Source organism: Pseudarthrobacter sp. MOO13, from assembly GCF_058267655.1.
The window spans coordinates 1,929,559-1,942,933 of the sequence record NZ_CM177848.1; the positions used below are offsets into that span (position 1 = coordinate 1,929,559).

The 13,375-nt window shown below is 65.9% G+C and carries 13 protein-coding genes; 5 read left to right on the forward strand and 8 right to left on the reverse strand.

Annotated elements, in window-relative coordinates; translation table 11 throughout:
• Positions 1-16: 16 nt before the first annotated feature.
• The gene (locus AC4EEO_RS08965) at positions 17-427 is read right to left on the reverse strand and encodes a nuclear transport factor 2 family protein (RefSeq protein ID WP_109044586.1); all 411 of its coding nucleotides are present in this window, start codon (positions 425-427) and stop codon (positions 17-19) included.
• Positions 428-480: 53 nt separating this feature from the next.
• Between AC4EEO_RS08965 and AC4EEO_RS08970 the strand changes: the two genes are divergently transcribed.
• The 5 genes from AC4EEO_RS08970 to AC4EEO_RS08990 all read left to right on the forward strand — a co-directional run bounded on the left by AC4EEO_RS08970 (position 481) and on the right by AC4EEO_RS08990 (position 4,265).
• On the forward strand, positions 481-1,161 hold the full coding sequence (locus AC4EEO_RS08970; RefSeq protein WP_491340281.1) for a peptide deformylase: 681 nt from the start codon (positions 481-483) through the stop codon (positions 1,159-1,161).
• A gap of 68 nt (positions 1,162-1,229) precedes the next feature.
• Positions 1,230-2,111, forward strand: coding sequence for a putative RNA methyltransferase (locus tag AC4EEO_RS08975; RefSeq protein ID WP_491340282.1), 882 nt, complete (start codon positions 1,230-1,232; stop codon positions 2,109-2,111).
• A 128-nt stretch (positions 2,112-2,239) separates the two neighbouring features.
• Positions 2,240-2,713: an NfeD family protein gene (locus tag AC4EEO_RS08980; RefSeq protein WP_018761358.1), complete on the forward strand. Its 474-nt coding sequence runs from the start codon at positions 2,240-2,242 to the stop codon at positions 2,711-2,713.
• A 22-nt stretch (positions 2,714-2,735) separates the two neighbouring features.
• Positions 2,736-3,680, forward strand: coding sequence for an SPFH domain-containing protein (locus AC4EEO_RS08985; protein WP_109044588.1), 945 nt, complete (start codon positions 2,736-2,738; stop codon positions 3,678-3,680).
• Between the two features lie 237 nt (positions 3,681-3,917).
• On the forward strand, positions 3,918-4,265 hold the full coding sequence (locus AC4EEO_RS08990) for an RNA polymerase-binding protein RbpA (protein WP_018761356.1): 348 nt from the start codon (positions 3,918-3,920) through the stop codon (positions 4,263-4,265).
• Between the two features lie 73 nt (positions 4,266-4,338).
• On the opposite strand, the gene AC4EEO_RS08995 is transcribed toward AC4EEO_RS08990, so the two are convergent.
• The 7 genes from AC4EEO_RS08995 to AC4EEO_RS09025 form a co-directional block, all read right to left on the reverse strand.
• The gene (locus tag AC4EEO_RS08995) at positions 4,339-5,082 is read right to left on the reverse strand and encodes a polyprenol monophosphomannose synthase (protein WP_491340283.1); all 744 of its coding nucleotides are present in this window, start codon (positions 5,080-5,082) and stop codon (positions 4,339-4,341) included.
• 95 nt (positions 5,083-5,177) lie between these two features.
• A complete protein-coding gene (locus AC4EEO_RS09000) occupies positions 5,178-6,827 on the reverse strand; it encodes an amidohydrolase (RefSeq protein ID WP_491340284.1) in 1,650 nt (549 codons plus the stop codon).
• Between the two features lie 57 nt (positions 6,828-6,884).
• The gene (locus tag AC4EEO_RS09005) at positions 6,885-9,809 is read right to left on the reverse strand and encodes a DEAD/DEAH box helicase (protein ID WP_491340285.1); all 2,925 of its coding nucleotides are present in this window, start codon (positions 9,807-9,809) and stop codon (positions 6,885-6,887) included.
• A gap of 20 nt (positions 9,810-9,829) precedes the next feature.
• Positions 9,830-10,624 (reverse strand): twin-arginine translocase subunit TatC, encoded by a 795-nt coding sequence (gene tatC, locus AC4EEO_RS09010; RefSeq protein WP_018761352.1) that lies wholly within the window; start codon positions 10,622-10,624, stop codon positions 9,830-9,832.
• A 48-nt stretch (positions 10,625-10,672) separates the two neighbouring features.
• Complete coding sequence (tatA, locus tag AC4EEO_RS09015; protein WP_018761351.1) at positions 10,673-10,945, reverse strand: Sec-independent protein translocase subunit TatA; 273 nt, start codon at positions 10,943-10,945, stop codon at positions 10,673-10,675.
• Between the two features lie 32 nt (positions 10,946-10,977).
• On the reverse strand, positions 10,978-11,325 hold the full coding sequence (locus AC4EEO_RS09020) for a hypothetical protein (protein ID WP_018761350.1): 348 nt from the start codon (positions 11,323-11,325) through the stop codon (positions 10,978-10,980).
• Between the two features lie 9 nt (positions 11,326-11,334).
• Complete coding sequence (locus AC4EEO_RS09025; protein WP_491340286.1) at positions 11,335-13,320, reverse strand: helix-turn-helix transcriptional regulator; 1,986 nt, start codon at positions 13,318-13,320, stop codon at positions 11,335-11,337.
• Between the last annotated feature and the right edge of the window lie 55 nt (positions 13,321-13,375).

A 13,375-nucleotide genomic window follows, 5' to 3' on the forward strand; every position in this document is an offset into this window, starting at 1 on the left:
GTGGGCCGGGGCGTGCCTAGCGGAAATAGCAGTCGTAGCTGTCCTGGCTCACAATAAAGCCGTCTTTCACCTCAAAGACGGAGGACGTCCTGGCCCGGATGGTCTCGCCGCGATCCCAGTACCGCAGATCCATCAGCAGGGTGGCCGACCAATCGGCTTCCACGGCCACGCGGCCGCCCTCGCATGTCGTCCGACGGACCACGAACTCCTGGTCCTCCACTACCTGGCGGCTCTGGTCAGCACCGGAAAGCACGCCCTCCAGCGTCCGGGTGGATCCCTCCGGTGCCAGCAGGTGCGGCGCTTCCGTGAGGACAAATCCGTCCGAGAGGAACGGGCGGATTTCAGCGGCGCCACCCCCCGCTTCAAGGACACGGATAAACTCCAGGACACGCGCCAGCGGCGAGCCGTGCGCCAACTCATCAACCATGCAATCGACCCTAGCCGAGGTTTCCGCAGGCCGTCCCCCAGTAGGCTGTCATCATGATCCAGAGTGCTCCCCCGACGACTGCCGGACCCGACGAAATCCGCGAGGCCGTGGAGCGGATCCTGTCGACCGGTTCCCTGCCGCCGATCGTCCAGGCCGGCCACCCCGCATTGCGCCAGCAGGCCGCAGAGTTCCACGGCCAACTTTCGGCGGAGCAGCTTGGCCGCCTCATCGAGGTCATGCGCCAGGTCATGCACGAAGCCCCCGGTGTCGGCCTGGCCGCGCCCCAGCTTGGCATCCCGTTGCAACTCGCGGTCCTGGAAGACCTGTACGACGTCGACCCCGGCGCCGCAGCGCTGCGGCACCGGAGCCCGCTGGAATTCCTGGCAATCCTCAACCCCCGCTACACCCCGCAAGGGTCCGGGCAGGCAGCGTTCTACGAGGGATGCCTTTCCCTCAACGGGCTGCAGGCCGTGGTGTCGCGGCCGGACACCGTGCTGCTGGACTACCTGACGCCCGACGGCGCGGCGCAGCAGCGCGTTTTTTCCGGCTGGCAGGCCCGCATCGTCCAGCACGAGACGGACCACCTCAACGGCATCCTCTATATCGACCGTGCCCAGCTCCGTTCCCTCAGCAGCAATGCGGAATATGCGGCCCACTGGGCGGAACCCGGCATCGGCAGGGCAAGCACCGGGTTGGGGTTCGACGCCGGCCCCGCGGGAATATCCCTCGGCTGACCTCGGGCGGGCCACCCTCTGTCCAGTAACGGGCAGCAGGACGGGCAGGCCACCATAAACTGGTGTCCATGCCATCCGCGGACCTCCCCCTCCTGTGCCCCGTCTGCTCGAATCCGTTGGTACTCCTCGGACCCGGCGCCGGGACGCAACCCCGGCTGGCTTGCGCTGCCGGTCACCACTTTGATGCCGCCCGGCAAGGCTACTTCAACCTGCTGGTTGGCAAGGGAACGTCGTTTGAGGCGGACAGCCCCGCCATGGTGCAGTCCCGCGTCAATTTCCTGGGGAACGGCCATTACCTGCCGCTGGCACGCGCCGTAGCTTCCGCTGTCGTCCCTTATCTCTCGGAAACAGGTGCCGCGGTGCTGGATTCCGGAACCGGAACCGGCCATTACCTCCGCGAGATCCTCGACGCCGCGGACGCTGGCGGGCGGCACGTGGCGGCCATCGGCCTGGATATATCCAAGTTTGCGCTGCGCCGCGCCGCGCGGCTCAACCCGGAAGCCATCAACATGGTCTGCGACATCTGGCAGCCCCTTCCGGTGGCCACCGGCTCGGTGGACGCTGTCACGGTGGTGTTTGCCCCGCGGAACCCGGCCGAATTCGCCCGGGTACTGCGCCCTGCCGGGGCGCTGGTGGTGGTGACTCCCCGGCCCGGCCACCTCTCGGAACTTGCCGCGGTCACCGGGATGCTCGGCATCGAAGAGGGGAAGGATGACCGCCTGGCGGAGGGCATGGCCGGCTATTTCGACCTGGACAGCTCCTCCGACGTCGACATAGCCCTCACGTTGACCCGCGCGGCCGCCGCGGACCTTGCCTTCATGGGACCGGCGGGACACCACCTGGATCCCGGGCACATCGCGGAACGGCTGGAGAGCCGCCCCGAACCCGTGACGGCCGGCGCACGGTTCAGGCTGATGGTGTTCCGGCCCAGGAAACACGGCGCCGCGTAACGACTTGGCCACTATCCCCGGGCCGGCGCCTGCGTCCGGCGCGCTTGCCCGGTCCCCGGACTAGGATGAAAAGACAGTTGCAGGCGGGTCCGCAGACGCGGCTCCCCCGTGACGAAGGGGGAAACAGGATGTTCGAGTGGCTTGGGGAAAACTGGTGGGCGCTGTGGCTCACGGCGTTCCTGGCGTTTGCCGTGATCGAGATGATCACCCTTGACCTGTTCTTCATCATGCTCGGTGGCGGCGCTCTTGCCGCCCTGGCAGCTGACTTTGCCGGCGCCGAACCCTGGCTCCAGGTGGTGGTCTTTTGCATCGTATCCCTGCTCATGGTCGCGTTCGTGCGGCCGGTGGCACTCTCGCACCTGAAGAAGGGCCCGTCCGAGCAGCGGACCAACGTTGACCGCCTCATCGGCGAACCCGCAATCGTCATGGAGGCCGTGACCTCGGACGGCGGTTTGGTGAAAATCGGCGGCGATATTTGGAGCGCACGCTCCGCGGCGGGAGTTCTTCCCGCAGGCCAGAAAGTGGTCGTTTCGGCCATTGACGGCGCAACAGCAGTGGTTTCGGTGCCGCCGGCGGCGGCCACCGGCCCTGAAACAGCCTGACATTTGGGGGATAAGGAGTTTTATGGAAAACGCAGGCGGAACCGCACTGGCCGTTGTGTTGGTGGTCCTGATCGTGTTCGTCATCATCGTTTTGGTCCGGTCGGTCCGGATCATCCCGCAGGCACGTGCCGGCGTCGTTGAACGCCTGGGCAAATACCAGCGGACGCTCAACCCGGGGCTGACCATCCTGATTCCTTTTGTGGACCGGCTCCTGCCGTTGCTGGACCTGCGCGAACAGGTGGTTTCCTTTCCACCGCAGCCGGTGATCACGGAAGACAACCTGGTGGTGTCCATCGACACGGTGGTCTATTTCCAGGTCACAGATCCACGCGCCGCCACCTATGAGATCGCCAACTACATCCAGGCGGTGGAGCAGCTCACCACGACAACGCTGCGCAATGTGGTGGGCGGGCTTAACCTCGAGGAGGCCCTGACTTCGCGTGACCAGATCAACGGGCAGCTCCGCGGCGTTCTTGATGAGGCGACGGGCCGCTGGGGCATCCGCGTGTCCCGGGTGGAGCTGAAGGCAATCGATCCGCCCCACTCCATCCAGGACTCGATGGAGAAGCAGATGCGTGCCGAACGCGACCGGCGCGCCGCCATTCTTACCGCCGAGGGGACCAAGCAGTCCGCCATCCTTACCGCTGAAGGACAGCGGCAGGCCGCCATCCTCAAGGCCGAGGGCGAGGCCAAAGCCGCCATCCTCCGGGCAGACGGCGAGTCGCAAGCCATCCAGAAGGTCTTCGATGCGATCCACAAGGGAAACCCGGACCAGAAGCTCCTGGCCTACCAGTACCTCCAGACGCTGCCGAAACTGGCCGAAGGCTCGGCAAACAAGCTGTGGATCATCCCCAGTGAAGTCGGTGAGGCCCTGAAGGGAATCGGAAGCGCCTTGGGAGGCAACGCACCTGAACAGGCGGCGAACGGACTGTTCGACGACGTTCCGGCCCAGCGGACCGAGCCCTAACCAGACCCTGAAACAGGGAGGGACCCGCGCCGCGGGCCCCTCCCTGTTTTGGTTCCGGCGGCAAAAAGCCCGTATAATTGTGTATTTGTCCGGCAGGATACCACCAGCTGGAACAACACAGCTTCGCAATGCGTTGAATCCAATGATGCAGCACAGTGCACACAAGAGTCCGGCGGCGCATCGTCACCACCGGCAGTCGCGGAGTTTTCATCCGCGAACCGACCAGAGGGAGAAATCATGAGCGATCGCAGCCTGCGGGGCATGCGCCTTGGTGCGCAGAGCATGGAGACCGAGTCCGGAGTTGAGCCGGCTCCGCGCCAGCGGGTCGAGTACCGTTGCGAGGATGGCGAGCAGGTCTTCGTCACGTTCTCCTCCGAGGCGGAAATTCCTCCGGTATGGGTCTCCAAGACCGGCAAGGAAGCGCTCCTGGTAGACGGCGAAAAGCCGGATACGAGCAACGACAAAGCAGTCCGCACCCACTGGGACATGCTGCTGGAACGCCGGTCCCTTCCTGAGCTGGAACAGATCCTTGAGGACCGCCTCACCATTCTGCGCGAACGCCGTGGAGAGCGCCGCTCCGCTTAGGCCACGCAAAAACGAGGGGGCGTCCCCGCACTTCCAGTGCGGGGACGCCCCCTTTCTTTAACCGTGGTAAGGGCTACGAGTTTGTGTTTTTCACTTTGCCGGCGAGCGTGTTCCAGCGAGCCGCGAGTCCCCACTTGGTGACGTTGATCATGGCTTCCACCACGATGTTGCCGCTCATCTTCGAGGCGCCCAGTTCGCGTTCGACGAAGGTGATGGGGCGTTCTTCGATACGGAGGCCGAGTTTGGCGACGCGCCAAGCGAGGTCCACCTGGAAGCCGTAGCCCACCGAATCCACCTGGTCCAGGTTGAGCTTTTCCAAAGTCCTTCGGCGGAAGGCGCGGTAGCCGCCGGTGACGTCCTTGATCCGGAGGCCGAGCATCAGCCGGGCGTACGTGCTGCCCACACGGGAGATTGCCTGCCGGTACAGCGGCCAGTTGACCACGCTGCCGCCGGGGACCCAGCGCGAGCCCATGGCCAGGTCTGCGCCCTGCTCAATGGCTTCAAGGAGTTGCGGGAGCTGTTCGGGCTGGTGCGAGCCGTCGGCATCCATTTCGACGAGGACGTCGTAGCCGGCTTCCAGTCCCCACTTGAAACCTGCGATGTAGGCCGCCCCAAGGCCTTCCTTGCCTTTGCGGTGCAGGACGTGGACCTGGGGATCCTCCGCGGCGAAGCCGTCGGCCAGGGTGCCGGTACCGTCGGGGCTGTTGTCATCGACCACCAGTACGTCCGACGCCGGAACAGCCGTCCGCAGGCGCTGGAGCGTCTTGGGCAGCGATTCCAGTTCGTTGTAGGTGGGAATGATCGTAAGGACGCGCACGAAGGGCCTTTCCTGGTGGAAGTGGTCGGAGCACCTGGTGCCGGGCTGGCCGGCGGTGGGCGCAACTACCCATTATAGGGCGGTAGAAACCTGGCTCAGGAACGCAAGGCCGGGCTGGCAAACAGTTCGGCTCCGTCTTTCACGGTTTGGAGGCACACGGGATCCGAACCCGTGTCCAGCGCCGGCAGCAGCGGGGTCCTGGCACGCGGATCCGTACTCCATGATTGGACCCGGCCGTCAGCCACCTGGACCATCAGTTCTTCCACCTCCCATACGGCGAAACTTGCCGGGGCTCCGGGGACGAGTTGCCCGGCCATCGGGTTGGTGTGCCGGGCGGCCCTCCAGCCGGCGCGGGTGTGGCCCAGGAACGCGGCACGTGCGGAAATTCTTTCGCCCTCGTTGTGGTGCTCCACGCACGCGCGGACACTGGACCAAGGACGCAGCGGGGTCACCGGGCTGTCGCTGCCAAAGCAGACTGGGACCCCTGCTGAGTAGAACGAGGCGAACGGATTCATGGACCGGCTCCGCTCCCCCAGTCGTTGCTCGTAAAGCCCGCCGGGTCCGCCCCAGGCTGCGTCGAACGCCGGTTGGGCGCTCACAGTCACCGAATAGGAAGCCAGTTTTTCGACGGAGGCGGCATCCACCATTTCAACATGCTCGAAGCGGTGGCCGGCGGCACGCACCCGCTGTGCGCCGACCACTTGGGCGGCACGGTCGAGCGCCTCCAGGGCAACGTCCAGCCCGGCGTCTCCAATCACGTGGAAACCGCCTTGGATACCGGCCAGAGAACAGGCGGCGAGATGGGCTGCGGCCTGCTCGACGTCCAGGTACGCAGCGCCGCGCTCGTGGCCGGCGTCGCTGTAACCGGCCCGCAGGGCGGCAGTCCGGGAGCCAATCGATCCGTCAATATTCAGGTCCCCGGCGAGCCCGCGGATGCCACCGCCGAACTGCGCAACGAGGGCGCGGGCCTGCTCCTCGGAAGATACCGCCTCGCCCCAGTACGGCAGGATTTCGGGAACCGGCCGGGCCGATGCATCCTGTGCGTTCCATGCGACGGCGCTCTTGAGATCGTCCAGGCCGCCGATGTGGGGCGCCCCCATCTCGGCGAGGGCGACGTACCCGTTGGCGGCAGCCTCGGCCAGGGCGCGGGCCTGGTGCTGCTTCAGGGCCCCGGCCGGCAGCTTCCGTGTGGCCAGCCGCGCTGCGGCGTGGGCTGCCCGGATGACCCTGGCTCCGCCGTCGAACCCGTCCTGGCACTGAAGGGCCGCGGACCGGGCAAGCGACGGTGAGACGAGCGCCGAGTGCACGTCAACCCTGGAAAGGTAGACCGGCCGGCCTCCGGCCGCCCGCTCCAATTCGTCCGCCGTGGGCAGCGTGGGGTCCGCCCATGTGGTCTCATCCCAGCCGTGCCCCAACACCGTGCCTTCGCCCTTAGCGCCGGCGACGGCGTCCAGGAGCTCCCGGGCAGACGTTGCTGATCCGAGTTGCAGGGAGTCCAGGGCGATGCCGGTTTCCGTCAGGTGCATGTGCGAGTCCACGAAGCCCGGTGCCACCAGTGCGCCGCGGAGGTCGATGACCTCCATCGAGCTGTCGGCGATGGACGCAGCCGCCTGTTCAGAACCAACCCAGGCGACGGTGTCGCCATCCACCAGCATGGCTGTCGCGAATGGGTCCGCAGCGGTGTAGACGGATCCGTTGCGGTACAGGACCGGAGCGGGGCGGGACGTGGCAGCGGGATTGGGCATGGTGGGCAGGACTCCTGGGGTGTGAACAGGCCGACGCCGGCCGGCGGGGTAGAAAGGTCAGAGAACAGACGAGTAAGCGACGACGCCGCGGCGGATCAGGGTGATGGCTTCAACGCACAGCCGGGACAGGCGTGGATCAAGGCCGGGAATTTTGGCCAGTTGGTCAAGCAGGTCCACAACCTGCTTGACCCAACGGACGAAGTCGCCGGCGGCGAGGTCCGTCCCGCTCAGGACATCCTGCAGATGCCGTCCCCGGGCCCACTTGTACAGCGGCCAGACGAGTCCAAGTTCGGGTTCGCCGGTCAGCGGAAGCTTGTTCTCCTCCTCCACGTCCTCCAGGGCGGACCACTCCCTGACCACAATGTCCACGGAGGTCTCCAGCGAGACGCTGGGCATCCGTGGCCGCAGTCCCCGGTCCTCCCGCTTGGCCTGGTACACCAGGACGCTGGCCAGCGCTGCCACCTCTGTGGCGTCAAGGTCGTCGAAGGCACCCAGCCGCAGGGACTGGGAGATGAGCAGGTCCTTCTCGCCGTAGATCCGGCGCAGCCGCTGCCCGTCGGGACTGATGACAAGCCGGCCGTCTCCCGTGTCTTCCAGGTAGCCGTAAGCGGACAACACGTCGCAGACCCGGTCGAAGGTTTTGGCGATGGTGTTGGTACGGCCCTGGATCTGCCGGACCAGGCCATCCGTTTCCCGCCGCAGCTTCCACCAGCGCTCGGACCACCGCGCGTGGTCTTCCCGTTCGCTGCACCCGTGGCAGGGGTGCGCCCGGAGGGCACGCCGGAGATCGGCAATGCGCTTTTCCTGGTTGGGCAGCGCCGCTCCGCGGCCGAAGTCGTGGTTCCGGTTCTGGCCGGGCGCGGGTGGGCGGTTCTCCCGCAGCGCATTCCGCGCCGAGGAGGCGAGGTCCCGGCGTGACTTGGGCACCTTGGCGTTGAAGGACTTGGGGATCCGGATCCTGGTTACGGGCGCGATGGGACCCTCAAGGTCGTCCGTGCCGATCCGCCGGAGCTGGTTGTCCAGCGTGAGGACGGCCGGTCGCGGTTCGCGGCTGCCGTGGTCGGAACTGAGGACGACGGCGGGTCCTGGCGCGCGTCCACCCGGAACGTTGACCACGTCTCCGGGCAGCAACCGGGCCAGCGAGTCGTCGCTCAGCGACTTCTGCACACGGGACTTGGTCCGGGACGTGGCGTTCTCGGCGTCCGACAATTCCCTCCGCAGCCGGGCGTACTCGGTGAAGTCGCCCAGGTGGCAGGTCATGGATTTGGCGTAACCGGCAAGGGATTCTTCCCTGCTTCGGACCTGCCTGGCGAGACCCACCACGGAGCGGTCGGCCTGGAACTGGGCAAAGGACGATTCGAGGATTTCGCGGGCCCGGGACCGGCCAAACTGTGCAAGCAGGTTGATGCTCATGTTGTAGGTGGGCCGGAAACTCGAGTTCAGCGGGTAGGTGCGCCGGGAGGCGAGGCCGGCGACCGCCGTCGGGTCCGTCCCAGGCTGCCACAGCACCACGGCGTGGCCTTCGACGTCGATGCCGCGCCGGCCGGCGCGGCCGGTGAGCTGGGTGTATTCGCCCGCGGTGATGTCCACGTGGGCCTCACCGTTGAACTTGTCCAGCTTCTCCAGCACCACCGAACGCGCGGGCATGTTCACGCCGAGGGCAAGGGTCTCCGTGGCGAAGACGGCTTTGACCAGTCCGTCGGCAAAGAGTTTCTCCACCACCTCTTTGAAAGTGGGCAGCATTCCGGCGTGATGGGCAGCGAAACCCCTGAGCAGTCCGTCGCGCCAGGTCCAAAAGCCCAGGACATCAAGGTCGTCCGGTGGGATGTCCTGCCCGGCTTCGTCTACCCGCTGCGCGATGATCCGCTGTTCGGTCTCCGTGGTAAGCCACAGGCCGGATGCGACGCATTGGGCGACTGCCCCCTCACACCCTGCACGGGAAAAGATGAAGGTGATGGCCGGCAGGAGGTCCATCCGGTCGAGGCTGGCGATCACCTGGGGGCGGCTGGCCCTGCGCACCCCTGCGGGTTCGCTGGCACGGAACGGGCGGTCATCGCCGCGCCGGCCGCGCTGGCCGCGCTTTCCCGGTCCCTGCCGGCTCCGGAAGCTTTGCTGGATTTCGCGGCGTGCCACATCAAGCAGTTCAGGGTTGACGTCAAAGCCGCGGCCTTTGCCGTCTTCGCGGGGTTTGGCCTGCGCGGGCGCCTCATCGATTCCGTCCCCACCGGGCGGGGCGATCTCGTCGAAGGTGGTTTCGCCGGCGAACAGGTCCATGATCCGGCGGCCCACCATGACGTGCTGCCACAACGGTACCGGCCGGTGCTCAGAGACAATGATGTCTGTGTCGCCGCGCACGGTGTCCAGCCACGCCCCGAATTCTTCGGCATTGGAGACGGTGGCGCTCAACGAAGCTACCTGGACCTCGCTGGGCAGATGGATGATGACTTCTTCCCAGACCGCCCCGCGGAACCGGTCGGCCAGGTAGTGCACTTCGTCCATGACCACGTAGCCAAGGTCGCCAAGCGTGGCAGAGCCGGCATACAGCATGTTCCGGAGGACCTCGGTGGTCATCACCACCACCTGCGCGTCGCCGTTGATGCTGGTGTCGCCGGTAAGGAGCCCCACGTTGTCCGCGCCGTACTTCGCGGCGAGCTCGCTGAATTTCTGGTTGCTGAGCGCCTTGATGGGCGTGGTGTAGAACGCCTTCAGGCCCCGTTGCAGGGCCAGGTAGATGGCAAACTCGCCAACGATGGTTTTGCCCGCGCCGGTGGGGGCCGCCACCAGGACTCCCCTGCCTTCCTGCAGTGAACGGCAGGCCTGCCGCTGGAAGTCGTCAAGCTCGAACTCGAGGGTTCCGGAAAACTGTCCCAGGTACGTGGCGGCTTCAGCCCTGCGTTCGGCGCTGGCGCGGTACCTTTCAGCGGGAGACAGTTCTTCTGAATCGGTGGGCCCGGTGGAGAACGGCCCGGTGTTGGAAGACATATCCCAAGCCTAGCGGCAGGCTAGAGCTTCTTGAGTTCACTGCTCGGGGTGGCTACGTCCGCGGTGGCCTCGGTTTCGGCAACCTGCTTGGCCTGGCGGCGGTCACGCCGCTTGTCATTCATGATGCAGATTCCAATGGCGGCAAAAAACAGCGCCAGCAGGGGCCCGGCGAGCATGAACATCGAGATGGCATCCGCGCCCGGCGCGGCGATAGCTGCCAGGACGAAAACGAGGAACACCGTGATGCGCCAGGCTTTGAGGATGGTGCGGCCGGACACAAGGCCTGCCATATTGACGCCGACCAGGACCACCGGAACCAGGAACGCCAGGCCCAGCATCAGCACCATGCGCGTGACGAATTCGATGTAGGTGCGTGCATCGATCACACTTGAGGAGCCCGCGGGGGTGAATTGCGTCAGCGCATGCACCACCTGGGGAACCACCAGCCACCCCACCCAAATGCCGGCAAGGAACAGCGGGATGGCGGCGGCCATGTAGCCCAGGGTGTAGCGGCGTTCCTTGGACGTCAGGCCGGGAGTGATAAACGCCCACAGCTGGTAGATCCAGATCGGGCTGGAGATCACTGCCCCAATGAGGAGCGACATCTGGAGCTTGAAGTCAAAGGGTGAGGCGATGGTCCCGAAGTTGATGGCGGCCAGGCCGCCGGTTTCATCGGAGATCCTGTTGACCGGCTCGGCCAGCGCCTTCAACAGCGGATCGTAAAGTATCCAGCCCCCAATGCCGCCGATAACGACGCCGATGGCCGACTTGATCAGCCGGTTCTTCAGCTCCTTGAGGTGCTCCCAGAGGGACATCCGTCCCTCTGGGTTGGCTTTACGGGCCCGCGACAGTGCCACGGGAGGTCAGGCGCGGGTCGACGGCGGAACGTCAGTGCCGTCTGTCGGCTCACCGGGCTTCGCCTTGGGATGGTTCACGATGGTGCCTTCCACCGGCCCGGAGGGCTCGGCGGGCTCGGCTTTTCCGTCGTTCTTCATTTCCTTGACCTCGGATTTGATAATCCGCATTGACTGGCCCAGGCTGCGGGCCATGGCCGGAAGCTTGGGGGCGGCGAAAAGAAGCAAAGCTACGACGATGATAATGACGATTGGCCAGGGGCCATCAAAGAGTCTTCCCACGGGAAATCCTTTCCTCTAAATACATCCTACTTCTATGTGAAGTCGAGATCTCCGAACGCCTGCGGCTGGCCCCGGTCCTTTTTGCGCTGCACTCGACGGCGGCGGCGTTCTTCCTGCCTGGCCGATTTGGATGCCTCGTAATCATGTCTCATGACAGCGGGCGAGGCAAAAACGGCCGAACCCGGCGCGACACCTAATGGAGCGGCGGGCTCCTCCGGCAATCCGGCCGGACCCAGGCTTCCCAGCCTGGCGGCAGCCTCGCTGAGGTCCCTTACCGTAGCCATGAACTGGCGGTAAAGGCGGATGCCCAACAGGACATAGAACAGCAGGGACACCGCAACAAGCGCTATCCAAATCAGGATCCAGGACCACCAAGGCATGCTGGAAGTCTATCCGTCGTAGGTTGCCAGCGACGCCGCGAGCCACTCGCTTGCCGCCGCGGCAAGTTCCGCCGGCGCCAGGATCCTGGCCGTGCCCCCGTGCTGGGCCACGAACATGGGCAGCCACGCAGTGCTGCCAAACCTGATCTCGGCCACCAGGCCGCCGTCGGGCAATTCCGCGGTGCGCTCCGCGTAATAGTCGTCCGCCAGGCCCCTCCCCTGCCGGGTGAGCTGGATGATCACAGTGGTGTCGTCGTCGTTGGGAGTGAAGAGTTTGGCGGGCACGCCGCCGCCGGGCGTGGCGTGGCGGCCTGCAGGTGCGCCGTTGGGGTGCACCTCCTGCACCCGGTCCAGGCGGAAGTTCCGAAGTCCTGACACGCTGTGGCACCAGGCTTCGAAATACCAGGTGTTGTCCAGCGAATAGAGCCGTAGGGGGTCGACATCCCGGATCGTGACCGCGTCCCGCTGGGGCGAGAGGTAGGTCAGCCGCAGCTGGGAGCGGGTTTCAATGGCCTGCCGGATGGTGGCATGGGTGTCGGCGTCTGCCGGTGCCACCTGGGGCCCGGCAATGGTGGCCGCCTGGAGGCCTTCCTCACCGGCTGCGGCGAGCAGCTTGAGGGTGACCGATTCCAGTGCACCGCCGCCGGGCAGGTCGGGCAGGCCGTTGAGCGTTTCGAGGCCCGTCAGCAGTGCGCAGGCTTCCTCCACGGTGAATCGGACGGGACGCTTCAAGTCCAGATCCTGGGAAATGAAGACGTGGCCGTCTTCCCATTGGATATCAAGCAGGTCATCCGGGTAACCCTCGGGCAGCCCGGAGCAGATGAGGATCTGGAGATCAGCCTCCAGTTCCTCGCGGGTGATCCCGAAATGCTTTGCGACATCCTGGATGTGCAGGCCCTGGTTGTGGACCAGGAAAGGGACCAGTTGGAGCATGCGCTTGAGCTGGTCCTCGGAGGTCCGCTTGCGGGCGGCCCGGGCGTGGACGTCGACGAACGTGTAGGCGGGGATGGGTGCGGCGCTGAAGGCGGCGGCGGCCCTAAGCCGGCGGCGCACGGCAGCGGCGAGGTCTTCCGGGTCCACCACCAGCGCGTCCGGCCCGTAGGAGGCGAGTTCCTCGGCAAGCACTTCCGGATCCCGGTATTCCAGGACAAGCCGGTCAAAGCCGTCGGCGGGCGGTCCGCCCGGCACCTGCGTTGCGGCGGCTCCGGCACGGCTCCGCAAGGCGAGGAGGCGCCCCTTCCTGACGTCCACGACGGCGGCGCGCAGCGGCAGTTCAGGCAGCCGGTCCAATGCGGCGCGGATACTGAAGTCCGCGGGCGGGGCGTACTGGTCTTTGCTTAGTACCGTGACGGCGCTGGTGAACCGGGAAAGACGGAAATGCCGGGGCGCGTTGCGGATGCGGTCCTTCCCCATCAGGTACCACTGGCCAAAGCGGCTGCCAAGGCCCCAGGGTTCCACCACCCGTTCTTCCTCCTTGCCGGTGCTGCCGGCCAGGTAGGTGAAGCTGACCGGATGCCGGGCATGCATGGCGGTGACGATGTCATCAAAGGCTTGTCCGGCGGGCTTGATCCGGGGTTGGACACCGGCGGGCAGTTCAACGTCCGCCAGCTGTCCGGAGGCCTGGATTTTGCGAAGTGCGCTCTGGGCCGCCGCGCCCAGGGCCGCCCGCTCCCAGAGCTGCGAGGCGAGCAGCAGGACGGTCCATTCTTCTGGTGCCAGCTGGACGTCGGGGAGCCTGTTGGATTCCTTGCCGATCCGGTAGCGCGTGGTGGCGGGGTCGTCTTCGCTCCAGCCGGTGTCCGTGAGGGTCTCGACGTCGAAGCCCATCGCCCGCAGGTCGTTTTTGTCGCGCTCGAACATCCGTCCAAATGCGACGTCGTTGCCGGAGGCGTCGTGGTAGACCTTCTCCCGCAGTTCACTGCGCCGCAGCCCATAGCGGGTATTCAGGAGCGCGATCAACAGGTTGAGGAGTCGTTCAGTGCGGGATACGGACACCTTGGCTACGTTACTAAACTCCTCCGCCTTAAACCGAAAGCGCGGCAGCACCGGG

What these genes read in the sequence shown, in the direction of transcription:
- AC4EEO_RS08965 (WP_109044586.1), bottom strand. Translation starts at nt 427, where the DNA reads ATGGTTGATGAGTTGGCGCACGGCTCGCCGCTGGCGCGTGTCCTGGAG.
- AC4EEO_RS08970 (WP_491340281.1), top strand. Translation starts at nt 481, where the DNA reads ATGATCCAGAGTGCTCCCCCGACGACTGCCGGACCCGACGAAATCCGC.
- AC4EEO_RS08975 (WP_491340282.1), top strand. Translation starts at nt 1,230, where the DNA reads ATGCCATCCGCGGACCTCCCCCTCCTGTGCCCCGTCTGCTCGAATCCG.
- AC4EEO_RS08980 (WP_018761358.1), top strand. Translation starts at nt 2,240, where the DNA reads ATGTTCGAGTGGCTTGGGGAAAACTGGTGGGCGCTGTGGCTCACGGCG.
- AC4EEO_RS08985 (WP_109044588.1), top strand. Translation starts at nt 2,736, where the DNA reads ATGGAAAACGCAGGCGGAACCGCACTGGCCGTTGTGTTGGTGGTCCTG.
- AC4EEO_RS08990 (WP_018761356.1), top strand. Translation starts at nt 3,918, where the DNA reads ATGAGCGATCGCAGCCTGCGGGGCATGCGCCTTGGTGCGCAGAGCATG.
- AC4EEO_RS09000 (WP_491340284.1), bottom strand. Translation starts at nt 6,827, where the DNA reads ATGCCCAATCCCGCTGCCACGTCCCGCCCCGCTCCGGTCCTGTACCGC.
- AC4EEO_RS09005 (WP_491340285.1), bottom strand. Translation starts at nt 9,809, where the DNA reads ATGTCTTCCAACACCGGGCCGTTCTCCACCGGGCCCACCGATTCAGAA.
- tatC (WP_018761352.1), bottom strand. Translation starts at nt 10,624, where the DNA reads ATGTCCCTCTGGGAGCACCTCAAGGAGCTGAAGAACCGGCTGATCAAG.
- AC4EEO_RS09020 (WP_018761350.1), bottom strand. Translation starts at nt 11,325, where the DNA reads ATGCCTTGGTGGTCCTGGATCCTGATTTGGATAGCGCTTGTTGCGGTG.